The following is a 24827-nucleotide window of genomic DNA, read 5'->3' on the forward strand; positions in this document are numbered from 1 at the left end:
GCAGGCCATGCAGGATCCGGAGATCGACTATGCGGCGGTCTTCCGCGCCCTGCCCGGCATGGTGGCACTGCTCACCCCCGAGCTGGTCTACGTCGACGCCAACGAGGACTTCGAGCGCTTGTCGGGCCGTACCCGCGAGGAGCTGGTCGGGCGCTACATCTTCGACATCTTCCCCGAGAACCCCAAGGACCCGGCGGCGGCCGGCATGCGCGAGACCCGGGAGTCGATGCTGCGCGCGGTGGCCACCGGCGAGCGCGACACCATGGCTCTGCTTCGCTACGACATCGAGGACCCCCAGCGGCCCGGCCAGTGGGTGGAGCACTTCTGGAGCCCGGTCAACGCACCCGTCCGCGGCCCGGACGGGGAGGTGATGCTGCTCGTCCACCGGGTGGAGGAGGTCACCGAGTTCATCCGGGCCTTCGGCGGCCGGTCCGACGACCGACGGGCCCGGGTCCTGGAGGCCGAGCTGTACACCCGGGCACGTGAGCTGCAGGAGGTCAACGAGCGGCTGCGCAGGGCGCACGCCCATGAGCGCGAGGTGGCCCTGACCCTGCAGGCGGCGATGCTGCCCCCGCCGCGACCGGGCGGCCACCACCGGGCGGCCGTCCGCTACCGGCCCGCCGTCGGCGCCCTGAACGTCTGCGGCGACTGGTACGACCTGGTCGACCTGCCCGACGGCGGCATGGCGGTCGCCGTCGGTGACGTCGTGGGGCACGGTCTGGCGGCCGCCTGCGCCATGGGCCAGCTGCGCAGCGCCCTGAGCGCGGCCTGCCGGGTCGCCGACGGGCCGGGCTCCGCCCTGGAGGCCCTCGGTCTGTACGCCCGTTTCGTCGAGGGCGCCGAGTCGGCCACCGCGGTGACGACGTTCGTCGACTGGGACGACCACACCATCACCTACAGCTGCGCGGGCCACCCTCCCCCGGCCCTGCTCGACCCCGACGGCACGGTGACCTTCCTCGACCGGGCCACCGACCCGCCCCTGGGCGCCCGCCCCGAGCATGTCGGCCGGCCGGAGACGAGCATCCCCTTCGCCGAGGGCGCCGCCCTCGTGCTGTACACCGACGGACTGATCGAGCGCCGTACGGAGGACATCGACCGCGGTCTGGCCCGCCTCGCCGACTCCCTCGCCCGCCACCGGCACGCGGAACCCGAGCGCCTGGCCGACGCCCTGCTCGCCGACCTGCTCCCCGCCGAGGGCAACACCGACGACACGGCTCTGGTCGTCCTGCGCCTGTGACGGCATCGCCCGACTCCGGGCGATCCTCTATCTGTTGGGCCCGGGGTGTCAGTCCTGGTGCTGTACGTCCTGGCAGGCCACTTGGCGTGGCATCCGCGTCGGCTGCGGGATCAGAGCGACCGGAGTCGGGCGGGGTGCTCCTTCGAAGCGGCTCGGGAAGGGGTACTTCCACTCCAGGAGGGCGTGGATGGCGGCCTGCGCCCGCGCCCTGGCGGCCGGGGCGGTGTCGACGTCGTTGAGGCAGAAGAAGTCGACGTCGTCGCCCTCCGCGAGACGAGTCAGGCGCCGTTGCATGTCCGGTGTTCCCAACTCCACATAGCGGAAGCGGTAGTCGGCCGGGACCGCCCTGCCGGTCGCGATGGCCCAGTGGTGGTGCAGCGTGGACGCGGGCGCGACGTCGGCGGTGGAGCGGAAGCGCGAGTAGGAGGTCCGCTCCAGCTCCTCGATCCCGGAGTTCTCCATCTCCCGCATGACGGACAGCAGTTGGGGGTGCGGGGTGTGCAGCGACTTGTGGGTGACCTGTCGGCCGTGGAAGCGCCTGATGACCTCACGGGCGTTCTTGCCCGCGGAGTTGGGGGCCGGCTCCAGAGGGTGCGGGGCGCCGACGCCGAGCTTCAGCGGCGACAGGGGGATGCGGGCGATGCCGTTCCCGTGGAAGAAGGTCTCGGCCCGTACCGAGCGATTGATGAAGACGTCGTCGTTGAGGTACAGGTAGTGCTCCGACAGGCCCGGAATGTGATGCAACCGGCTCTCGATCGCATGCGAGTTGAAGACCGGGAGCGCGTCGGGCGGGAGGATGTCCCGGTGGTCGATCACCGTCAGGCCCTCCGCCTCCGGGTTCAGCCAGGCGGGGATCTGCGAGTCGGTCACGAGGTAGACGTGCCGGACGAAACCGGCGTACATCTCCAACGAGCGCAGCGCGTACTTCAGTTCGTCATGGCTGGTGTAGCGGGAGGCGCCCGTCTCGCGCGGTGCGATGCCGCCGCGGTCGAGGTCCTGATGGGCGCGCCGCTTCGCGGCCATCACCGGGTCGTCGCCGTCGACCCACGTGTACACGGCGTCGATCGCGAAGCGCACCTCGTCGATGCCCGGCTCGGCGAAAGCGGCGAAGGTCGGCACGTTGTGACGGCGGTTCGCCACCGCGGCGGGCTGTTGCGCCGTCGTCGGGACGACCTCCGAGACGGGGTTGCGGCGCGGAGCGACGAGCGCCGTGCCGTAGACCTCGCCGAGCCGGGTGCCGGGGACGGTCAGCCACACCGGGTCCGGCTTCCGGGCCGCGGGCAGGTCCCGGCCGTACTGCCAGAACTCGATGTCGCATCCGGTGTCGAGAGCGGTGAGCACCTGTCCCTCGGGGCCCAGGCGGATCACTCCGGTGCGCAGCACGGGGGCTCGCCTCAGCGCCCGCGGCAGCTTGCCGTCGGCCCACAGCACCGCGCGTGTCACGGTGCCCTGCGGGTCGACGGCGCCGACGTAGGCGACGCTGCCGGCGAAACGGCGCGTGGCCTGGGCGAGCACCGTGGCGCGGTGGCCGGCCTCGACGCCGATCACCGGCCGCTCGCCGCCCCCCTGACCCGCGGGGATGTGGAAGTACGGGACACCGGCCGCCTCCAGCAGGCCGCACACCCGCTCCAGATCTGTTTCGGCGGCCTCGGCGGCGGTGTAGCCGGCGACCGTCTGGCCGTACAGCCGAATGGGCCCGCGGACGATCGGGCGCAGGCCGGGGACGGCGGCCCGCAGGCGCCGGCGGGCCCGGGCCGCGCGCAGCGCCCAGAACCAGGCCGACACCCGCAGGCCGAGGCGCAGGAGAAGGTCCCGGACGGCGCGCATGCCCGCGAGCGCCACGAAACGGCGGCGGAGATCCATGGGCGTACCCCCTTCAGCTCTGCTTCTCGACGGACTGCTTCTCGAAGGGGCTCGGGAAGGGGAAGTAGTCCTCCAGGAACTCGTTCATCCGGGTGCCGACCTGCTCCCGCTCCTCCGGCGGCACGTCGACGTCGTTGAGGCAGAAGAAGTCGAAGCGGCGGCTACGGCTCAGCTCGGCCAGTCGGGCTTCGGCGTCGGGACGGCTGATGTTGACGTACCGGAAGCTGAACCTGCCCGGCACGCCGCGTCCGGTCATCAGCGCGTACTGGTAGAGCAGCGGGGCCGTCATGGCGATGTCCTGCGGCGAGCGGAAGCGGGACGCCGTGGTGCGGCGGATGTCCTCGGCGAAGAGTTCCTCGAGGGTGCGCAGCGTCTCGCGCTGCTGGGGCAGCGGGGTGTGCATGAAGTTGTTGGTCGTCATGCGGCTGAACTTCTCCAGCAGCAGCCGGCGGACGTTCTTGCTCGCGGAGTTGGTGGCCGTCTCCTCGGCGTGCGGCTTGCCGATGCCGATCTTCAGGGGCGAGACCGGGATCTTCATCAGGCCGCTGCCGTGGAAGAAGGCCTCGGCGCTCACCCGGCGGCCGACGAACACGTCGTCGTTGAAGTACAGGTAGTGCTCCGACAGGCCCGGGATGTGGTGCAGCCGGGTCTCGATCGCGTGCGAGTTGAACACCGGCAGCACGTCGGGCGGGAAGATGTCGCGGTGGTCCACGACCGTGATCCCCGGTGCCGTGTCGTCGAGCCAGTGGGGCTTCTGCCCGTCGGTCACGATGTAGACGTGCCGGACGAAGTCGGCGTACATCGCGAGTGAGCGCAGCGAGTACTTCAGCTCGTCATGGCTGGTGTAGCGGGAGGCGTTGGTCTCCTTGTCGAGGATCTCGGCGGTGCCGAGGCCCTGGTGGCGGGCCCGCTTGGCCCGCATCTCGGGCTCCTCGCCGTCCACCCAGGTGTAGACGATGTCGACGGGGAAGGTCACGTCGTTCACGGTCGGCAGGGTGAGCGGGGTGAAGGTCGGCAGCTCACGGTCGGCGATCCGCAGCGTGGCCGGTGTCTGCTCGGACGCCGGCAGTACGTCGGCGATGTCGTTGGTGCGGGGCGCGACGAGGGACTCGGCGAAGACGTCCTCGGACGCCTGCGGCTGGACCTTCGCCAGGCGCCGCTCCCCGTCCTCACGGGCCAGGACCTCCGCGCCGTCCTCCCAGAACTCGACGTCACAGGCGAGTTCCGGGCCGCCGAGCAGCTGGCCGGCGGGGCCGAGGTGGTTCTGCCCGATCCGCAGCGTGGGCGCCGTGCGCAGGGGGGCCGGCAGGACACCGTCCAGGAGCAGGGCGGGGTGCTTGAGCTTGCCGCCGGGCATGGGACGGCCGATGAACACCGCCTGGTCCGCGTTCCGCGCCTCGAAGGCGGCGAGGAAGCGCTCCCGGTCGACGGCGTTCATCCCGACCGTGTGCCGGGTGCGGGAGGCCGGCACGAGGAAGTAGCCGATGCCTTCCTGCTCCAGCGCGGCGACGACCAGATCCAGGTTGGCGGCGGCCGCCTCGGCTGCGCTGAACCGCGTCACGATCCGCCCGTACAGATGCTGGCCGCGTACCGTCACCGGGCGCAGCGCCGGGTCCGTGACCGCCGATCTGCGGCGCCTTCGCATCGTACGCAGCTGCCACAACCCCTCGGCGGTCTTCCGCTCCACTCGCGGTCGCATCCGCCGGGCAAAGGAACGCACGGTCACGTTCTGAACTCCTCTTCACGAACCTCGGCACACTCTCGCTAGCCAGACAGACACGCGTGACGAATGGTTGTAGAAGAATTCTCTGAGATTTAACTCGTTCGAAGTGACCTCCACAGCCGGGTCATTACTTGATGTGGTATGTCCGGCTGCGGCGGCTCCTCGTAGCCCGTCCACAGACTCCCCGGCCGATTGTCAGTGATCGCCGCTAACGTTCCGCTTGTCGTCGCGCAGACGCCGGGACAGCCCGGCCGAACTGTGCTTTCTTCTGGCTGTCTTGATGTGGAGGCGGGGGCATCGTGGGTTGGCTGTCGGCGGGTGACGGGTATGAAGTCGCCCTGGTGGAGGGGCGGGTGGCGGCGCGTGCCACCACGGGCCGGGCAGCGGGGCGGCAGTTGAAGTCCCTGCCGCGCGCGCTCAAGGACCACCCCGAGGTGGACCGGCTGCGGCGGTTCGCCGAATGGCTGGATCGGCACGCCGCGGGGTGCGTCGCACAGGTCGACTCCTGGATGGTGTCGTCGCTGCCCGTCCCCACCGGTCTGCTGGCCCGCGTGTGGCCGGACGAGGCCTGGCAGTCGGCCCTGCGCGACCTGGCCGTGGTCGGCGACGACCCCGACGAGGTCGGCTTCCTGCGGGGCACCACCGAGGACGGCGAACTGCGGGTGGTGAACCTCGACGGCGAGACGGTACGGCTGTCCCCGCGCACAGTGACCCTGCCGCACCCCGTGCTGCTGCCGGACCTCGACGACATCCGGGAGTTCGCGGCGGAGCTGGGCATCGTCCAGCGCGTCGAGCAGATCCACCGGGCGACCTGGCAGCGCCCCGAACAGCTGGCCCCCAAGGCCACCGAGGTACGGGAGTTCGCCGGCGGCTCGTTCCGCTCCCGCTTCGCGCTCGCCGCCCGCGCCAGTTCGCTGGGCTACCGCGTCTCCGGCGGCTACTCCACGGCCCGGGTGCGCGACGGCGGGCGGGTCGTCGAGGCCTCGGTGTGGATCGGGGAGCCGTACTGGGAGGACACGGTGGAGACCGGCGGCCTCACCTGGCAGGACCAGGACGGCCGAGCCCTGCCGTTTCGCGAGGTGGGCCCGGTGGCCTGGTCGGAGGGGATGCGGATGGCCGCGGCGCTGTACGCCGGCCGTGACATCGAGGAGGGCAAGAACGCATGAGCGGGGGGACGCAGGTGTCGTACGAGGACATGCTCGCGGCGGGCGCGGTGCTGCCGCCGGACACGGAGGGCGCAGGTGAGCGGGCGGTACCGCTGACGGCGCGCACCTACCGGCACCCGGGCCTCGACGACCGGGTGGTGGTACGGCTGGTCGCCGGTGAACTGGGCGCCGCGGAGGACCTGGCCGCCGGTTTCCTCGGCCTGGAGCAGGACGCCGAACCGGCCGTGGTGGGCCTGGGGCTGCGTCAGTCGCTGGGCTTTCCGGAGTGGGTGCTGGTGCACCACCCCGAGGACGGCCACCACGCGCTCGGCGTCGTACCGGACCTGGAGCGGGCTGCCCGACAGGCGAAGTCCCGGCCCAAGGCCGCCATGGACGCCTACGTGGAGCTCGGCTCGCGGCTGGCGGCCTCCGTCCCGCACTTCCTGCCGACCTTCTACGAGCAGGCGGCCCGGGTGTTCCTCGCCGAGGAGAACGCCACCTACGCGGCGCAGTTGTTCACCCGGGCCCGCAAGGCCGAGGCGGAGCACGGGCTCGCCATCGAGGAGGACCGCCTCGACGCGGTCTTCCTGGAGTTCGCCCTGGCGGGCGCGCTGCCGGTGAAGGTGCTGTCCGCCTACGGCAGGGAGCTGGCCGCCCGGGTGCCGGCCGAGGAGGCGCTGCGCCGCTTCACCCGGCTGTGTCTGCGCCGCACCGCGGGCGGTCTGCCGCCGTCCGCCCAGATGGCGGGCGACCTGCGCAAGCTGGCCCGCGCAGCAGGGCAGGACGCCGAACTCGCCGAGCAGCACTACCTGTCCGAGCTGCTCGGTCTGCCGGCCACCCTGCGTGCCGCGGCCGGCTGGTGGAAGGGCCACCGCAGCGCGCTCGTGGCGCTGGCCGCGCGCGAGCGGCGGGTACGCGGCACCCTGCTGGACATGCTCCCCGCGGGCTCCGACGACGAGATGCCCGCGCTGTGGCTCCAGGTGCTGGAGGACTCCGGCGCCACGGCGGGGCTGTGGGACGCCTCGCTGCCCGAGGAGGAGCGTCCGCGGGACGGCACGGCAGGTTGGCTGGAGCGCTTCCTCACCTTCCGGGAGCGGGCCCGGTCCTGGCGCGGCTCGACCCGGATGGCGGAGCTGTACCCGCTCGTCGAGCGGTTGGTGGACCGGCTGCGGGCCGAACTCGCCGCGTCCGGCGGCGCGTTGAAGGTCAGGCACGACATCGATCTGATCGACCTGCTGCTGTCGCTGGACATACCGGTAGCCGCTCCGGAGCGGGACGACGCGCTGCCGCTGACGCAGTGGGCGCTGGGCGACGGACACCGGGACCTGATGCGCCTGGGCGCCGACGCCCGCTTCCACGACGCCTTCCTGAAGGGCGCGGACCGGTTCCGCGACGACGACCACGGACTGCGGGCCATCCGGCTGCTGGCGGAGTCGCCCGGCTGCCGTCCGCTGCTGGCCCGGTGGGTGCGTACGGTCGTCGAGCGGTTCACCGCCGTCGGGCTGCCTCAACTGCCCGACGCGCTGGCCCGGTTGAAGTGGCTGCCCGCCGAGGCCCTGGCGCTGGCCGAGGCGGACGTACGCGAGGCGGTCGCCACCGACCTCGCCCCCGTGCTGGTACGCACCCTGCGGGCCGGCCTCTTCGACGAACTCGGCTGGCCCGCCTGGGAGCAGGCGGCGGCCGACCTCGTCCCGAAGAACCAGGTGGAGGACCTGATCGTCGCCGACGCCTGGCCCCACCTCGTGGTGGCCGGCGAGGCCCAGGCCCGCGTGATCGGCGCCGAGGGCACCGTGCTCACCCACGACCTGCGCATCCCCGCGGGCGACCGGTCCGGCGACCCCGGCTTCCACCACGTCGACGGCGAACTCCTCGTCTACTGGAACACCCGCGACGACGGCCTGCGCGGCTACTGGCACACCCGTGCCGACCGCGTCGAGAACCTGGAAGGGCCGCGCGGTACCCGCGGCACCGAAATGGACTGGTACAAGGGCGACTTCCCCATCACCCTGCCGTTGCCCGGTGGCGGCCGGACCACCGGCCACAGCGTTGTGCACGCCGGGGACACCACCGTGCCCGAGGAGCGCGCGCTGCTCTTCGACGGCTCCTCCTACTGGGTTTGGCACGCGGGCTCCGAGGACCGCGAGGCGAACGGCTGGTACGAGTACGATCCGGCCACCGATGAACTCGGACGCATGAGCCGGCCCGCCTTCCTCGCCGACGCGCTGCGCGACGCCCCCGTGGGCAGCACCTTCGCGGGCGCCCGACTGCGCCCCTCCCCCACGTCCGGCGCCGCCCCTGCCTCCGCTCCCGTCGACGGCCTCGTCGGCCTGCGCAGGCTGCAACTCCCCGACGGTTCCACGCGGGTCGAGGATCTCGCCGGACACACCCTCACGCTGCCCGCCGAGGCGGGCCGGCCGTACACGCTGGTGCTGTTCCCGGGCGCGCAGCGGCCCACCGCGGTCGTACGCAACGGCTGGCAGCTCGACCTGGTCGACGCGGACGGCGTCGTCACCGCCTGGGCCAAGACCGACCGCACGGCGGGCGTCTTCGGCGAGGGCACCCTGCTGCTGCCGCCGGTGCAGTACTGGGAGTGCCTGACCCCGCGCGACCCGGCGGGCTCCGCGGGACTGCGCAGCATCGACCACGACACCGCGGCAGCCCTTCTGTCGGCCGCCACCGACAAGGACCAGGAGGCGCTGCCCGGCGCGATCCGCACCCTGCTGCCCGTCACCCACCCCGCCCTGCTCGCGGGCATCGCCGGGGTCGTGCGCTACGCGGCGGCCCAACAGGCCGTCCTGGACGCGGCGGCGACCCGACTGACCCGCGCACTGGAAGGCGGCCTGGAGGACGAGGGCCCGGCCGGACCCTCCGACAGCCTGATCCGCGACGCGATGAGCGGTCTCGGTACGTCGAACGGCTACTGGTGGAGCCGGGACGACGGGGCCGACAGCGTCTTCCGCGCCCTGCGGGTGCTGACCCGTGCCGCCGACGTCACCGTCGCCGTGCCGGAACCGCTCGATGGCCGGCTCCACCTCGACGGTACCGAACTGCCCAGCGGTCAGCCCGAGTTGCACACCCTGCTCGACCGGACAGCGGCTCTCGCCTTCCGGGCGGCCGCCGGCACCACGGCCGACGAGCACCGCGAGGCACTGCGGCAACTGCTCGCCGGATTCGACCGGCTGGGGCTGGGCCAGGGAGGTACGACCGGCCGCTGGCGCAAGGTGGCCCTGCATCTGGACGCGCATCGGCTGCGCATCGTCTCGGGCGGCTGGCGGGACGGCTCGTGGAACGGGCTGTTGCCGCTGGCGGACGGCGCCTTCGTCGCGGTGACCGGACACGGGTCGCTGGATGATGACGGCTGCGACTTCGCCGGCCTCTTCCACGATCCGACAGGACGGTTCGCCATTCCGGAGCCCTACAAGGTTCTGTCCTGCGACCCGATCGGCCACGACGAACACCCGGGCCGGCTCGGCTCCTTCCTCGCCGAACTCGCCGAGCGCGGTGCGGCACCGTGGTTCCCGCACGCCGCCGAGGAGTTCGCCCGCCTCACCGGCGTCACCGAGACCATGGCCCGGCTCGTCGTCGCCGGGCTGCCGGGCGTCGACGCCTACGAGCGGACTTTCCTCACCACCGAGGCACGCAACCTCATCGGCGTGAAGGTCGCCCCGGCGGCACTCGCCAAGCACGAACTGCGCGGCGTCGACGCCGCCGTCCGCGCCGCGGTCGTGGCCGCGCTGCTGCCCGCCGACCCGGCCGGTCTGTGGACCGAGGGCCCGGACGTGGCCGCTGCCGCCGCCGTGTGGAACAGCAGGCTCGGCAAGCGCCCCGCCATCCCCGAGGACCTGCTCGGCGACGCCGTCCGCGCCCTCAAGCACGCGCCGTGGACGGTACGGAAGGCCCTGCCCGCCCTGCTGGACCCGACCCACGCCCCAGAACTGAGCCGGGACCTGAAGTGGGCCGTCAACGGCGACCGGGTGCGGCCCGTCGGCGACGACACGGCCGGGTTCTCCACGCAGACCCTGGTCGGCTCGGTCGGCCTCGCCGCCTGGCTCGCCCACCGACTGCCTGCCGGCGACCCGATCCGCGCCGCACTGCCACCCGCGCTCACCGCCGTGCGCCAACGGCTCGCCGCCCCCGGGCTCATGCTCGACCTGGGCCGCTACATCAGCCTCCCGGCGTTCCGGAAGACGGCGGGCACCCCCACCGAGACCGGACCGGGATTCGAACGCTACGGCGCCGTCGTCCTCGCCACTCATGACGACCAACCGGCCCCGGGCGTCCGCGTCGACCTCCTCGACGACACCGGCCAGGACCCCTACCTGCCCGCGACCCGTGTCGACGACCAGCCGTACCCGGCCGAGGTCGCCCTGCGGCTGGTCCGCGACCCCCGTTTCGCCGCCCTCCTCGCCGACCCGGGCGAGCCGATCGCGGGCGAGCGGGACAAGGACGGCACCTGGTGGCCCCAGCACCCGGGCCACTCCGTGCCCGACCTGGTCATCGAGGCGGCCAAGGAGTACGGACTCGCCGAGGACGCGGCCACGCTCTATCTGATGCTGCTCGCCATGCCCGACCCGACCGACCGTACGACGGCCCGGTGGACGGGGTGGAAGCCGGCCCGCCTCAAGGCGGCCCGCGCCGAACTGGCCGCCACCGACCTCGTGGTCGAGGCCACCCGGACCAGGGCCGGCCGCTCGCTCTTCCTGCCCGGCGGCTGGGCCGAACAGCCGGCCCCGCGCGTTCCCCTGGAGCGCTGGAAGCTGCCGATGTTCGACACCGTCGACGGCGATCACGCGTCCTTCGGAGTGATCGTGCCGACCGAACCGGTCGCGGACCTGTACCGCAAGGCCTGGCAGCGGGTCCGGGAGGGCGGCGCTCCCCGGTTCGAGGAGCTGAAGGTGCGACGGGGTCGCCGCCGCTGACGTACGCCGCACCAGGGGGCGCCCGACAACACCGGTGCGCGCCTCAAAGGGGGCCCGGCGCAACCGACGCCTGCCGCACAGAGGGCGCCGGGCCCACCGGCGCCCTCACCTCACTCCCCCGCTCCCCGACGACGAACAGACCTACCGAGCAAGGAAATTCATGACCCCGACCGACACCGCGACGGCCCTGCCGGACCGGCAGACCCTGCCGGCCGAAGAGCGCCACGCCACCGAACTCGCCTTCCTGGCCGCCCACGACGACGGCCCGCGCCCGCCCGGCTGGCTGCTGACGCCCCGATCCGTCATCACCTTCGTCTGCGGCAGCGCCGGCGAACGCCTGAAGCTGTCGAAGCCGCACGAGACGCTGCCCCGCGAACTCGCCATAGCCCCCAAGTTCGTCGGTGAACGCGCCCTGGTGGAACGGTGCGTGGTCACGCTCGCGGGAGAACGCGGACTGCTGCTGGTCGGTGAGCCGGGCACGGCCAAGTCGATGCTCTCGGAGCTGCTGGCGGCGGCCGTCTGCGGCACCAGCGCGCTGACCGTGCAGGGCACCGCGGGCACCACCGAGGACGCTCTGCGCTACGGCTGGAACTACGCCCTTCTCCTCGCCCAGGGCCCCACTCCCCAGGCGTTGGTGGACTCGCCCGTCCTCACCGCGATGCGGTCCGGGCTTGTGGCGCGCGTCGAGGAGATCACCCGCTGTCTGCCCGAGGTGCAGGACGCGCTGGTGTCGATCCTCTCCGACCGCCGGATGAGCGTGCCCGAGCTGTCCGGCACGGACGGCGCGCAGGTCGCCGCCGCCCCCGGCTTCACCGTCATCGCCACCGCCAACCTGCGTGACCGCGGCGTGTCGGAGATGTCCGCCGCACTCAAGCGCCGCTTCAACTTCGAGACGGTGCACCCGATCGCGGACGTCGACGCCGAGACCGCGCTCGTGAAGCGACAGGCCGTCGCGGCCGTCCAGCGGGCGGGCGCGGCCTTCGCCGTGGACGACGCGGTGCTCGACGTCCTGGTGACCGTCTTCCGTGATCTGCGGGCCGGGCGCTCGGCCGAGGGCTGGGACGTGGAGCGGCCCGGCACGGTGATGTCCACCGCGGAAGCGGTGCAGGTCGCCGTGTCCCTCGGGGTGTCCGCCGCCTACCTGCCCGGTGGGGACTCCCTCGACCTGGTGCCTGGCCATCTCCTGGGTGTGGTCCGCAAGGACGATCCCACCGACCACGCGCGGCTGTTGGGCTACTGGGACGGTCCGGTGCGCCGTCGCGCCGAGGACGGTTCGGCGACCTGGCGCCGTATGTGGGACCTGCGGGAGAACCTTCGGTGACGACCGTTCAGGACCCGAGGGCCGCGGTCGACGCCCTCGCCGACTCCGTGGTGCCGTACCTGCTGGGCGTACGCCACCACAGCCCGGCACTCGCCGCTGCCGTGCCCGCCCTGCTGGACGCGGCCGGCGCCGAGGTGGTGTGCGTGGAGCTGCCGTCCGACTTCCAACCCTGGCTGACCCATCTCGGCGCGCCCGGCACGCTCGCACCGGTCGCCCTCGCGGGTGCCGGTGCGGACGGCCGGCTCGGCTTCTACCCGTTCGCCGACTTCTCCCCCGAACTCGCCGCGGTCCGCTGGGCGCGGGAACGGGGAGTGGAGGTCGTCTGCTGCGATCTGCCGATGGCTGATGCGCGGTGGGGCGCAGAGGGTTCGGCCCCGGCAGGGGACACGCGCGGCGCGGTCGCCGAGGCGGCTGAGCAGCCTGTGCCCACCTCCTTCGCGCAGGCGCTCACCGCGGCCGGAACTGGCCGTGAGGGGGACGACCTGTGGGACCGCAGCGTGGAGGTCCTCGCCCCAGGCTGCACCCCCGAGTCGCTGCGCCGGGCTGCTTTGGGCGTCGGTTGGGCGCTGAGACAGGACGCGGCGTCGTCGGACGGGGTGCCCGCGGTGGATCTGGCGCGCGAGGCCCACATGCGGGAGACGATCGCCCTCGCGGCGGCCGGTGGACGCCAAGTCGCGGCGGTGATCGGCGCTTTCCACGCACCGGCGCTGGCCGACGGGGCGTGCGGGAGGAAGCAGGCGCCGGATCGCGGGACAGTGGTGTACGGGGCGCCAACAACCAACAGGGCGGGGGCTCATGGGGCACCGCCGCCCGACCGAGCGAAGTCGCACGAGGCGGCATCGACCGGACCGGCGCTCTCGGAGGCGTCCTCCCCCGTCGTCACCTCCCTGGTCCCGTACGCCTTCGACCTGCTGGACTCCCGGTCCGGCTACCCGGCCGGAATCCGCGACCCCCGCTGGCAGCAGGCGGTGTTCAGCGCCGCGGGTGATCCCGAGCTGCTCTACGACGCCGCTGCCCGGGCCATCACGGGGGTGTGCCGGGAGTTGCGCGCGTCCGGGCACACCGCGGGGACGGGCGAGGCCCGGGAGACGTTGCGCGTGGCCTGTGATCTCGCCCGGTTGCGCGGGCTCCCGGCGCCGGGCCGGGGTGAGGTGCTGGAGGCTCTGACGTCCGTGATGGGTCAGGGCGAGCCGCTCGGCCGGGGCCGGGCTCTCGCGCAGGCCCTGGAAGTGGTCTTGGTCGGTACCGATCGCGGCCGGGTCGCGCCGGGCACCCCGCGCTCCGGGCTCGGCCCTTCCGTCGAGGCCGAACTCGCCGCCCTGCGCCTGCCCGGTCCCGACGACCCCGCCCGGCGCGAGCTGCGCCTGGACCCCCTCCGTTCGGCTCTCGACAACCGGCGCGAGATCCTCCTTCGGCGGCTCGATGTGTGCGGGGTGGGCTACGGGGAGCCGGTGGAGGTGGCCGGTACGGGCGACGCCGCCGCGCTCAGCACCCGGTGGCGGTTGTCGTGGGTGCCGTCGGTGTCTGTTCGGCTGGACCTGGCCGGGGTGCGGGGCGTGACCTCCGCTCTGGCGGCCGAGGGAACACTGCGGGAGACCTTCCGCAGGGAGTCGGCTGAGGGTGGTCCCACCTGTGCGCTCGTCCTGACGGGGCTTCGGGACGCCGCCCGCTGTGATCTGCCCGCCCTGGTCGCGCAGCGACTGGCCGAGGCCGCCGAGGTGCTGCCCGCCTCCGCGACGCTCCCCGAGATCCTCACCGGGCTGGATCTGCTGGAGGCGCTGCGCCGCGGCCATCTGCCCGGCACCACGCCCGAGGGGCGGCAGGCGGCGGGCGTACTCGCCGCCGATCTTCTGGAGTCGGCGGTACGGTCGCTGCCGGGTCTGGCGGGGAGCGACGACCCGGAGGAGGCAGCCGCGCTCGTCGCCCTGGCCGCGCGCGCCGGTGAACATCGCCTTGGACTGCGTATGGACGAGGCCCTGGACGGCCTCGCGCACACCGCCTCCCCGCTCGTCCAGGGCGCCGCCCTCGCCTGCCGGGTCCTGCTGGATCTGGACGACGCCGACACGCTCGGCGCACGGGCCGCCGGTTGGATCGACACCGCCACCGGCCCCGACGGGCGACTCGCGCTGGCTCGCAGACTCGCCGGACTGCTGACCGGGGCCGCGCCACTGCTCCAGTCGGCGCCGACCGCGCTGGACCCGCTGCTCGACCGGATCGACTCGCTCGGGGACCAGGCGTTCCTGGACCGGCTGCCCGCCCTGCGCGGCGGCTTCGACACGCTCAGCCCGGCCGGCCGCGACCGTCTGTTGCACACGGTCACGGAGCGGCTGGGCGACCGCCTCGACCTGACGCTGGCCGCCTCGCCGCGACTACTGGCCCTGTGGACGGCGGCGGACGAGGCCGGCCGTACTGCGGTGGAGTCTCTGCGACCGGGGCTCCCGCTGCCCCGGGCCGCCGATGCTCCGGCTGCCGGGACCGCCGACGTACGTCCGGTGCCGGCGTCGAACCCATCCGGCGTCGACGAGCCGACCGACGGCGTACTCCGTCTCACGCCAACGGACCGGTGGCGGCTGCTTCTCGGCCGCGAGAGCGACCAGTTGCCGGTGGGCGCCCGCCGTTACGCGCACGCACTCGACGAGTTGTACGGCACTGGTCGCGGCGAGGGCTCCTCGGACCTGGGCCGGGAGAGCGGTCGCGGCGGGGGGCAGGACGCCTCCTTCCCGACCGCGCGTGAGTGGTCCGAGGAACTCCAGGCGCTGTTCGGCACGGAGGTACGCGAGGAGGTCCTCGCCCGGGCCGCCGATCAGGGACGCAGCGACGTACTGGCCGAGCTCGACCCCAAGTCCGTACGCCCCTCGGTCGACCTGCTGACATCCGTGCTGCAGCTCGCGGGCGGGATGCCCGAGCAGCAACTGGCGCGGCTGCGCCCGCTGGTGCGCCGGTTGGTCGAAGAGCTGGCCAAGGAACTGGCCACCCGGATGCGGCCCGCGCTGACCGGACTGGCCACCCCTCGCCCGACCCGCCGTCCGGGAGGCCGGATCGACCTGCCGCGCACCCTGCGGGCGAACCTGGCCCACGCCCGCAAAAGGGCCGACGGCAGCACCCTGGTCGTGCCGGAACGACCGGTGTTCAGCACCCGCTCGCGCAAGGAGGCGGACTGGCGGCTGATCCTGGTGGTCGACGTGTCCGCGTCGATGGAGGCCTCGATGATCTGGTCGGCGTTGACCGCGGCCGTGCTGGGCGGAGTGCCCACGCTCAGCACACACTTCCTGGCGTTCTCGACGGACGTGATCGACCTGACGGACCGGGTCGACGACCCGTTGTCCCTGCTGCTGGAGGTACAGGTGGGCGGCGGAACCCACATCGCGGCCGGCCTGGCCCACGCCCGCTCCTTGGTGACCGTACCCAGCCGGACCCTCGTGACGGTGGTGAGCGACTTCGAGGAGGGCTACCCCCTGGGCGGGCTCCTCGGCGAGGTACGGGCACTCGCCGGTTCCGGGGTGCATCTGATGGGCTGCGCCGCTCTGGACGACACCGGCAACCCTCGCTACTCCGTGCCCGTGGCCCGACAACTCGTCGCGGCCGGCATGCCCGTCGCCGCCCTCAGTCCTCTCGCCCTCGCCCGCTGGGTGGGCGAACGCCTCCGCGGAGAGACCCGATGAACCCCGAACTGCCCCCGGTGGCACCCGAGGTGGCCGCTGCCGCCGTGGAGGGCCTGACCTCCCGACTGCGCAAGAAGCTCGACGCCGCGATCGAAACGTACGTGACCGCACCCGTCACCGTCGAGGGCGCCGATCGACGTGTGCGGTGCGGTGAGGACGCGGAGGTCGTTCTCTCGCCCGGCCCTTCCGGAGCGGTCACCGACGCCGAACAGGCCGTCTGCAGCTGCCTGTTGGCCCCGAGATGCCTGCACCGCGCCGCCGTACTCGGCGCCTGTCCGATGGCGGACGTGGACACGATGGCGGACGCGGAGACGGCGGCGGGCCCGGAGATCGCGGCGGGCGTGAGCGCGGTGGCCGAGACACGCGCGATGGCCCAAGCGGTCGGCGCCTCTGTGGAGGTCGGGCGGCCTGCGAAGGACACCCCGGGCGCGGACGCCGTCCATGCCGTCGCTGCCATGCCCGAGCCCGGCACCGCCGAGGCATCGCCGCAGACGGGTCCCACGGAAGCCCAACTGGCCGCCGCACGCGCACTGTGGACCGCCGCAGCCGCGGTGCTGGCCGCCGGGGTGCCCGCGGCGGGTGCGGTGACGCAGGCGGAGGTGCTGCGGGCCTCGCACACGGCGCGACTCGCCGGGCTGCACCGCGCGGAGGCGGCCGCGCTGCGGGTGGTCCGTGGACTGCGGGGCGCCCGGTCCCGTCATGACGGCCACCGACTGGCCGATCTGGTCGCCAACCTCCGTGAACTCCTGTTGACCACCGGCCTGTTGGCGGCAGCCGATCCGGCCCCGGCGCTGGTCGGCACCGCCCGCCGCAGCTACCGCCCGGAAGGTGCGCTGCGTGTGCACGGGGTGTGCCGGGAGCCGGTGATCTCGGCGACCGGGTACGGCGGGGTGGTCACGCATCTCCTCTCCGACGACGGGCGCTGGTTCACCGTCGCGGATGTGAGACCGGGCGGTCCCGCCCGTGCGCGCGGTGCCGCGACGGCCACTGTCGCGCTCGGCGCGGGCAGCCTCGACCACGCCCAACTCTCCCGTGGCGGGCTGCTGATCTCGGGGGCGACGCTGTCCTCGGACGGCCGTCTCGGTGCCGGCAAGGGAGTCCGGGCTACGCCGGTCGCGGGCCGGTCCTGGACATCGGGGCCGTCGGCCGCCCTGTTCGCCCGCCCTCTTGCCGAGGCCGTCGCCGACCGGCTCGGGAATGCTCCGGTGAGCGATCCGGAACGGGCCGAGCAGACGGCCGGTGAGCTGATCGGCTGCGATCTGGTCATCGTGGGAGTGGTCGACAACCACTTGCTCGCGCAGGAGTTGATACCCGGCGGGGCGGACACGGACGGCCTCCTGATCCGGTTGCTGCCGTCCAACAGCCACCCCGACCTCGCCCACACCGCGAACCTTCGCCGGCTGGCGTCCCGACCCGGGCTACGCCTGCGCGTCGTCGGACGCCTGGACCCCGATCGTGCGGCCACGCTCCGGCCACTCGCCGTGGGCCCACTGACGGACGAGAACACTGCGACCCTGCGGCTGCCGGCGGAGTGGCTGGGGCATGCCGATCTGGGCTACGACCGCCTCGAAGGCATCCACCTGCCGCCCGCCGACGCGCTACCGGACCTGGCCGGGCTCCCCCGGATCCCGTCGGACCCGGTGGCGGAGGCGCCGTTGTGGCGGCTGCGACGGTTGGTCGAGGTCGCCGTGTCGGGCGGCCGCAGGGCCGCTGCCCAACCCGCACGTGACGGCGACCGGGCCGGTGCCGTCGCGGCGCTGCGGCGGAGCGGTTTCCGGGCAGCCGCGGACCTGGCGCACGCCCTCGCCGCGGAGGCGGACCGGCGCGGTCGCGATGTCTTCGGCCGCACCGAGGAAGCCGACCCGGACGGGTACGCATGCGCCTGGCTCGCCGCGGCCGTCTACCTGGCCGGCACCGAACGGGCCCTGGTCCAAGCCACATGGCGGCCGTCGGACACCGCCTGACGACCGGATCACCGCACCGACGTCCACCAGCGATACAGCTTGTCGCCTTCAGAGACCGCGAACCCACCGCCGGTCTGTGAAGGTGAATGGGCGGGCGAGCGTGGAACCGTGTACTTCGCGGTTCAGGCGGCGTGGGGCCAGCCACGCAGCAGGGCGGTGATCCGGGCGGCGGTGCAGGCGGGGTCGCGCAGCAGGTCGCGGAGGGCGACGGCGTCCTCGCGGGTGGGCTTGACCGGGATGCCGGAAGCCTCCAGGTACATGACGCCCGTCGCGGCGGCCACGGCCATGTTGGAGCGTTCCAGCCAGCGGCAGCGCCCGAGGATGTGCACCAGCGCGGCGGCACGGGCGTAGGGGCCGTCGTAGACGGGGGTGTCCAGCAGTTCGGCGCGGTGGCAGGCGACCGCGGCCACCGGCACCCCGTAGTCGTCGGGAGCGGGGTCTGCCGCGCCCGCGATCTCAGCGACCTGCAGGACCCAGGGGACGTCGATGTGCAGATCCATCAGGCGGCGTGCGCCTCCGAGGAGCGGTGGTCGGCGTCTTCGGCTTCGTCGAACACCGCCTGGTGCTCGTCCAGGAAGCGCTGCGCCGCGTCGAGGCCCCGCTGCCGCAGCCCGCCGGCGTCTTCCCGTACGAGGGCGGCGATGTAGTCGCCGACGCTCATCCCGCGGTCCTTCGCCCTGGCCGTGGCCAGCTCCGCGATCTCGTCGTCGACCCGCCAGCCCTTCTGCGTCTTCGCCATTCCGTGATGGTAACAGCTGGTACCAACGAGCGGGCCCGCCTTCCCCTCCCCTTTCGGAGTCGGCGAGATGGTCGGAGAAATGGCCGATGGGACCGGACTGACGTCGTCCGATCCCACTGAGCGCATGGAGAGCATCTTTTGAGCCTCTGGGCTTATCGGGGCGGGTCGGTGGTGCCGGGTTGCCAGGCCTGCCACCCTCGGGACAGTACGTAGGCCAGAGCGACGACCGCGACGAGGGCGAAGTCGATCATGCCGGCCAAGCGTGCCTCGGGGATGTCACCGACTATCACTGCGAACACGACGAGGGCGGTTTTGCCGGCGAGCGCGAGTTCCCAAACGCCCGCCGCTTTACGGGGCCTGGCCGCGAGCAGGGCGAAGAGGCCGATGAAGAAGGCGTAGGTGATGGTTCGCCAGGCTTCGACCCAGAGGCGGTCGTCGGCGGCGTCGGTCATCCTCATGATTCCGTCGGCGAAGGCGCCGACCGTCGCGAGTGCGGCAAAGGCCGCGAGTCCGCGGCCGATGCGGTCTGCTCGGCCGGAGGGGGCGACGGCCGCGTGGACGTCGATGGCGATGGTCATGTCACTCCTTGAGTGCAAGACAACGTGCAGGACGTGCGTGCAGGACGAGCGCGGAGCTGGTCGGTTCAGTGGGCGGGGTCGAGGACGCCTCGGTTGCCCTCGGCCCAGGCAGGTCGCACGGTGATCCGGGCGATGCGCCAGCGACCGTCGGTGCGCACCAGCTCGATCTCCCCGGCGGCGCCATTGGACCACAACGGGCCGTCGTGGGCGGCCTCCCGACGCAGCCACGTGAGGATGTTGACGCTCGCTGTGGCGCGATCGCCGTCGAGGTCGACCAGCAGCGTCGTGGCCGCGTGCATCGTCGCGTCCAGGGGGTCGAGCTGCTCCTGGTAGTGCCGGGTCTGCTCCTCAGCGGTGCGTGACCGCGCTTCACCACCCAGCATCGCGGTGTAGTCCGAGACGACGGTGTCGGCGAGCAGGTGCTCGACGGTGTGCCAGTCGCGGCGGTCGAAGCCCCGGACCAGTTGGTGGACGGCGTCCTGTATCTCGAACCGGTCGCTGATTTCCTGCAGGTTCATGCGATCTCCGTAAGGTGCCGGGCACCGGTGGGGTGGTCGTACCGGCTGTCGTCGCCGTGGCCCAGGGTGGTGTCGAGCCAGTCGAAGACGCGGGCCATGGCAAGGCGTTCCGCGCCGGCGTGACCGTGGGCGTCGGCGCCTTCGGCGGCGGTGAAGTGCTGCAGGTGGGCGGGGGCGGTGAGGTGGTCATAGAGCTCTTGGGGTTGGGGCTTCGTCGTACCGTCGCCGGCGAAGAACAGGTCGTCGCCCGCCGAGCAGACCAGCACCGGGCAGCTGATGTGCTCGGCGACCCCGTCGCGCAGGTGGTAGTCCAGGTAGCGGGCGAGGAACTCCCGCGAGGTGGTGCTGCCGGTGGCGTAGCGGCCGTGGCCGAACGCCCAGCGCAGAGTGGGGCTGTCCGCCGCGGCGCGTTCGAGCAGGTCGTCGAGGGCCGGGTCGTGATCGGCGCGGGTGCGTCGTTCGACCTCCGCGCGGGGCAGGGGCAGCAGTCCGGTCAGTGCCTCGGCGGCGTCGTACACACCGTCGACGGCGACCACGGCGGCCAGCCGCGGTTCGTGCGCGGCGGCTCGTGGGGCGAGCATCCCGCCCAGGCTGACGCCCATCAGCGCGACCCGGTCGTGGTCGACGCCGGGAAGGGTTTCGAGGTGGTCCAGAACCGGGCCGACCACGTGCTCCCAGTCGGGGCGCAGCACCAGTCCGCGGCGGTGGATCGCGCTGGGCTGCCCGGGCCCGTCGAAGGACAGCGCGTTGTACCCGCGGTCGAGGGCGGCGAGCCCGCCCAGGTAGTGCAGCTCTTCTGCGCTTCCGTCGAAGCCGTTGTGCATCACCAGGGTCGGACGCGGGGCCCCGTCGAGGGAGGGCCGGTAGAACCAGCCCTCCAACACGGTTCCCTCGTACGGGATTTGCAAAGGCTCGATCGCGGGCCGGTACAGGCCCGCCGCCGTCGCGAAGCAGGCGGCGCCGCGCTCGTAGGCGTCGTTGATCCGGGGATCGTCGGGGTCGCCGTGGAGGAAGAACTCGGCGGTGCTGTAGTACGTCGCCGCGCGGAGCATGCCGTCACGGGCGCTGACCTGGTGTCCTGCGACGAGGCTTGCCTGGACCTGGGCGGCTACCCGGTCGGCGGTCGCTCGCCACGCGTCGTGCCAGCTGTCGTAGTCGCCGGAGGTGATCGCCTCGGCGGTGGTCAGCACCTCGCCGACGTCGGATCCGCCGTAGGCGGCGTGTCCGAGAATCCTCAGGGTCTCGAACCAGAACTGCCGGTCGTCGGCGAACAGCACGGGGCGCATCAGGCCACCGCCGGCGCCGAGTGGGCCGAGCGGGTCCGGTGGGCGTCGATCAGGAAGTCGCGGAACGAACGAGGCGCCCGGCCGGTCACGTCCTGCACGGTCGTGGTGGTCCGCTCCTCGCTGCCTCCGGCGATCTCCTCGTCCATCTCGGCGAGCACCCGGGCGTAGGCGTGGGGCACTCCGCTCGCCTCGATCGCCGCGGTCAGCTCCTCGACCGTGATCGAGGTGTGGTGCACCGCGGTGCCGGTGACCTCGCTGACCACGGCGGCGGCCTCGTCGTAGCTCAGGGCCTGCGGGCCGGTCAGGACCAGCTCACCGTCGGGGATCGGCTCCCCGAGCAGCAGCCGACCGGCGACGGCGGCGATGTCGTCGGGGTCGATGAAGGCGACCCGCCCGCGGCCGGTGGCGGTGGTGATCCGACCGTGTTCCCGGATCCCGATCGCGACGGGATGGCTCCCGACGAAGTTCTGCATGAACCAGGAGGGTCGCAGCACCGCCGCCTCCGGGATCCGGGCCCGCACCAGGGGCGGCAGGGCGCCCAGTCCCGACGGCGCGTCGGTGACCGCGGACGCGCTGAGCAGCACCACCCGTCGAGCGCCGGCCGCGACGGCCGCGTCGAGGAAGCCGCCGACGGCCGAGGCGGGGTCGGAGTCGCTGAGCGGGGCAACCAGGAACACCCGGTCCACGCCGTCCACTGCTGCGGCGAAGGTGCCCGGGTCCGCCCAGTCGAAGATCACGTGCCGGTCGTCGCCGGCCGCCGGGTGTCGGCTGGCCGTCCGCACCGCTACGCCCCGAGCACGCAGGAAGGCAGCGACTCGACGGCCGGTGGTCCCCGTCCCGCCTGTGACAAGAACAGTCCGCATGAGCTGGTCCTCCCCATATTCATCCGGCCGGGACGATACCGTCCCGTCCGTTCCACTGGACCGTAGCACGGCCGGGACGATACCGTCCCGTCCTGAGCTAGGATGAGTGCATGACGAAGCCCAGACGCCCCCCGACGGGCAATGCCGTTTTCAATCAGGCGGTCACCGATGTCATCACCGAGGCGGCCATCGCCCTGCTGGTGGAGTCGGGCTATGCACGCGTGACGATGGACGGCGTGGCAAAGCGTGCCGATGTCGGCAAGAGCGCGATCTACCGGCGCTGGCCGTCGAAGCTGGAGATGATCGTCGCCGGACTGGTCGAGCTCAGCACCCCGATCGGCCCCGCCCCGGACACCGGGTCCCTGCGCGGTGACGTGCGGGCGTTGATGCAGGCCGCCTTCGACTGGCTCACCGACCCACGCATCCGGGCCGTGCTGCCCGACATGATCGCCGAGTCCGACCGCAACCCCGTGCTCGCCGAGGCGGTCGCGGAGCATGTCACCGGTCCGCGCGTGACGTGGGCCCGCGCCGCGCTGCATCGGGCGTGCGACCGGGGTGAGCTGGCCGCCGACGACGTCGACCTGGTCCTGGACCTGACCATCGCCCCGGTGTTCTGGCGCCTCACCCATGCCCGGCCGGTGGACGACCAGTACCTCGACCGGCTCACCGACCTCACGATCGGCGCGGTGCAACAGAACGCCAGCTCTTGACGCACCGACGTCGAGCTAGTGCAAGCGGAGGTAGCCCTCGTCCTCGAAAAGGGGCACCATCCCCCAACTCCTGCTCCGCGCGCAGCAGACCGGCAAGAGTGAAGGGCTCCTGCGCAAGACCACGTCGGTCCTGCGACTCAACACCGTCAGCGGCGTCGGCCCAGCCGGAGGGCCGCGGGACGGCCGAGGGGGGCATGCCTCTACTGACGTACGGAACGCGCCCCCCCTCCAACCGGCCGGCCGACGGTCACCTTCCGCCGAGGCCGAGCCGCATCCGCTTCGACAGCAGCTTCTACACCTCGACGTGTGAGCCCATGATGACCGTGCGGTCCTGGGGGAGGCCGAAGTGCTCGGCGGCGTCGGCCGTGATGTAGGAGGTGGCGATGAACAGCCGTTTGCGCCAGGGGGCCATCGTCGGTGCCTTGCCGCGCTGAAGCTCGATCTTCGACAGGAAGTAGGACGCCTGGTCGAGATGCAACGGCCCCTCGGTCAGGGCCGGGTCCAGCAACGCCAGCGTGCCGGGAACGTCCGGCGTCTCCACGTATCCGAACCGGGCGGTGACGTGGATGATCCCGTCGTCGCCGTAGCCGAGGCCGTCGACCACGATCCGCTGGTCGGCCGGGACACGGGGCACCGGCTCGGTCTCGATGGACAGGATCACGACCTGCTCGTGCCGTACGTGGTTGTGTTCCACGTTGGCGCGCATCGCCAGCGGCGCCGTCTGCTTGCCGCGGTTGAGGAAGACGGCCGTGCCGGGGACTTCGAGCACCGGCCTTTGTCCGCTGCGGAGTTGGTCGACGAACTCGCGCAGGGACCCTTCGTGGCGTGCGCGTTCCGCGGTGACGATCTCGCGGCCTCGCTGCCAGGTCGTCATGACGGTGAACGCGGTGAGGCCGATCAGCAGCGGCAGCCACGCGCCGTGCACGAGCTTGGTCAGGTTGGCCGCCACGAACAGCAGGTCGACGGTGAGCAGCACGGTCGCGCCGGTCGCGAGCAGCCACACGGGCGTGCCCCATTTCGCGCGGGCGACGTAGAAGAACAGCAGGGTGGTGATGGTGATGGTGCCGGTGACCGCCATGCCGAAGGCGAAGGCCAGCGCCGTGGAGCTGCGGAAAGCGAAGACCAGGGTGAGGACCGAGACCATCAGCAGCCAGTTGATCCAGGGGACGTAGATCTGGCCGATGGTGGACTCGGAGGTGTGCGCGATCCGCAGCCTCGGCAGGTAGCCGAGCTGGGCCGCCTGGGAGGCGACCGAGTACGCGCCGGTGATCACCGCCTGGGAGGCGATCACCGTGGCCGCCGTGGCGAGCAGGACCATCGGCCACCGTCCCCAGTCGGGTACGAGCAGGAAGAACGGGCTGCTGATGTTGGCCGGGTCGTCGAGGATCAGCGCGCCCTGGCCGAGGTAGCTCAGGACGCAGGCGGGGAAGACGAGGAACAGCCAGCCGCGCGTGATGGCGCGGCGGCCGAAGTGCCCCATGTCCGCGTAGAGCGCCTCCGCGCCGGTGACCGCGAGCACCACCGCGGCGAGCGCGAAGAAGGCGATGCCGAAGTGGCCGAACAGAAAGCCCAGAGCGTAACTCGGCCACAGCGCCCGGAGAATGTCCGGGTGGTCGGCGATACCGACGACACCGCACGCACCGATGGCCACGAACCAGCCGATCATGATCGGCCCGAACACCCGGCCCACCGCCGCGGTACCCCGGCGCTGCACCAGGAACAGCAGCACGATGATCACCGCGGTGACGGGCACGACCGTACTGTCCAGCGACGGCTCGACGACCTTGAGCCCCTCGACCGCGGACAGCACCGAGATCGCCGGCGTGATCATGCTGTCACCGAAGAACAGCGACGCGCCGAAGATGCCGAGCCCGGCCAGTACGACGGCGGCTCGCCCACCCCGTTGTGAACTCCAGCGTCGCAGCAACGTGATCAGGGCCATGATGCCGCCCTCGCCCTCGTTGTCGGCGCGCATCGCCAGCAGCACGTAGGTGACGGTGACGATGACCGTCACCGACCAGAAGACCAGCGACACCACCCCGTACACGTTCTGTGTGCTGACCGGCACCGGGTGCGGGTCGCTCGGGTTGAACACGGTCTGGAGGGTGTAGATCGGGCTGGTCCCGATATCACCGAAGACCACGCCGAGAGCACCGATCACCACCGCGAGCCGCACCGTGTCCCGCGCGCTCGCCCGACGGCCCTCCGGCGGCAGAGCCGCGGATGCTGCGTCCGCCGCGCCCCCGTCCCCACGATCCGCCATGGTGATCCTCCTTCTCGCGGACCGCGGTACCGCAGG

At 72.5% G+C, this 24827-nt stretch carries 16 protein-coding genes; 7 read left to right on the forward strand and 9 right to left on the reverse strand.

Annotation, left to right across the window (positions count from 1 at the left end):
• The first annotated feature begins 7 nt into the window (after positions 1–7).
• Entirely contained in the window at positions 8–1237 is a 1230-nt protein-coding gene (locus M2283_RS35175) for a PP2C family protein-serine/threonine phosphatase (protein ID WP_280880527.1), read from the forward strand.
• Positions 1238–1285: 48 nt separating this feature from the next.
• Here the strand turns inward: M2283_RS35175 and M2283_RS35180 are convergent, their stop codons facing one another.
• Both M2283_RS35180 and M2283_RS35185 read right to left on the reverse strand, forming a co-directional pair.
• Positions 1286–3100 (reverse strand): stealth conserved region 3 domain-containing protein, encoded by a 1815-nt coding sequence (locus tag M2283_RS35180; protein WP_280880528.1) that lies wholly within the window; start codon positions 3098–3100, stop codon positions 1286–1288.
• Positions 3101–3113: 13 nt separating this feature from the next.
• On the reverse strand, positions 3114–4826 hold the full coding sequence (locus tag M2283_RS35185) for a stealth family protein (protein WP_280880529.1): 1713 nt from the start codon (positions 4824–4826) through the stop codon (positions 3114–3116).
• A gap of 296 nt (positions 4827–5122) precedes the next feature.
• On the opposite strand from M2283_RS35185, the gene M2283_RS35190 reads away from it, so the two are divergent.
• The 5 genes from M2283_RS35190 to M2283_RS35210 all read left to right on the forward strand — a co-directional run bounded on the left by M2283_RS35190 (position 5123) and on the right by M2283_RS35210 (position 17834).
• Entirely contained in the window at positions 5123–5989 is an 867-nt protein-coding gene (locus M2283_RS35190) for a DUF4132 domain-containing protein (protein ID WP_280880530.1), read from the forward strand.
• Positions 5986–10887, forward strand: coding sequence for a DNA-binding protein (locus M2283_RS35195; protein ID WP_280880531.1), 4902 nt, complete (start codon positions 5986–5988; stop codon positions 10885–10887). The genes M2283_RS35190 and M2283_RS35195 overlap by 4 nt, the downstream gene beginning before the upstream one ends.
• Positions 10888–11047: 160 nt before the next feature.
• Positions 11048–12208, forward strand: coding sequence for an ATP-binding protein (locus M2283_RS35200; protein ID WP_280880532.1), 1161 nt, complete (start codon positions 11048–11050; stop codon positions 12206–12208).
• A complete protein-coding gene (locus tag M2283_RS35205; RefSeq protein ID WP_280880533.1) occupies positions 12205–15870 on the forward strand; it encodes a vWA domain-containing protein in 3666 nt (1221 codons plus the stop codon). Before M2283_RS35200 ends, M2283_RS35205 begins: the two co-directional genes overlap by 4 nt.
• Complete coding sequence (locus M2283_RS35210) at positions 15867–17834, forward strand: SWIM zinc finger family protein (protein ID WP_280880534.1); 1968 nt, start codon at positions 15867–15869, stop codon at positions 17832–17834. The genes M2283_RS35205 and M2283_RS35210 overlap by 4 nt, the downstream gene beginning before the upstream one ends.
• Positions 17835–17956: 122 nt before the next feature.
• On the opposite strand, the gene M2283_RS35215 is transcribed toward M2283_RS35210, so the two are convergent.
• The 6 genes from M2283_RS35215 to M2283_RS35240 all read right to left on the reverse strand — a co-directional run bounded on the left by M2283_RS35215 (position 17957) and on the right by M2283_RS35240 (position 21818).
• Complete coding sequence (locus tag M2283_RS35215; protein WP_280880535.1) at positions 17957–18334, reverse strand: fic family toxin-antitoxin system, toxin component; 378 nt, start codon at positions 18332–18334, stop codon at positions 17957–17959.
• Complete coding sequence (locus M2283_RS35220; RefSeq protein ID WP_280880536.1) at positions 18334–18573, reverse strand: hypothetical protein; 240 nt, start codon at positions 18571–18573, stop codon at positions 18334–18336. The genes M2283_RS35215 and M2283_RS35220 overlap by 1 nt, the downstream gene beginning before the upstream one ends.
• A gap of 152 nt (positions 18574–18725) precedes the next feature.
• Positions 18726–19151: a hypothetical protein gene (locus M2283_RS35225; RefSeq protein ID WP_280880537.1), complete on the reverse strand. Its 426-nt coding sequence runs from the start codon at positions 19149–19151 to the stop codon at positions 18726–18728.
• Between the two features lie 65 nt (positions 19152–19216).
• Positions 19217–19669, reverse strand: coding sequence for a nuclear transport factor 2 family protein (locus M2283_RS35230; protein ID WP_280880538.1), 453 nt, complete (start codon positions 19667–19669; stop codon positions 19217–19219).
• Positions 19666–20955, reverse strand: a complete 1290-nt coding sequence (locus M2283_RS35235) for an alpha/beta hydrolase family protein (RefSeq protein ID WP_280880539.1) — start codon at positions 20953–20955, stop codon at positions 19666–19668. The genes M2283_RS35230 and M2283_RS35235 overlap by 4 nt, the downstream gene beginning before the upstream one ends.
• Positions 20955–21818 (reverse strand): NAD(P)H-binding protein, encoded by an 864-nt coding sequence (locus M2283_RS35240; RefSeq protein ID WP_280880540.1) that lies wholly within the window; start codon positions 21816–21818, stop codon positions 20955–20957. Before M2283_RS35240 ends, M2283_RS35235 begins: the two co-directional genes overlap by 1 nt.
• Before the next feature lie 110 nt (positions 21819–21928).
• Between M2283_RS35240 and M2283_RS35245 the strand changes: the two genes are divergently transcribed.
• Positions 21929–22528, forward strand: a complete 600-nt coding sequence (locus M2283_RS35245) for a TetR/AcrR family transcriptional regulator (RefSeq protein ID WP_280880541.1) — start codon at positions 21929–21931, stop codon at positions 22526–22528.
• Positions 22529–22820: 292 nt separating this feature from the next.
• Here M2283_RS35245 and M2283_RS35250 read toward each other — a convergent pair whose 3' ends face one another.
• Positions 22821–24791, reverse strand: coding sequence for a potassium transporter Kup (locus M2283_RS35250; RefSeq protein ID WP_280880542.1), 1971 nt, complete (start codon positions 24789–24791; stop codon positions 22821–22823).
• Positions 24792–24827: the final 36 nt, after the last annotated feature.

The sequence above is a fragment of the Streptomyces pseudovenezuelae genome (assembly GCF_029892565.1).
Lineage (GTDB): Bacteria > Actinomycetota > Actinomycetes > Streptomycetales > Streptomycetaceae > Streptomyces > Streptomyces pseudovenezuelae_A.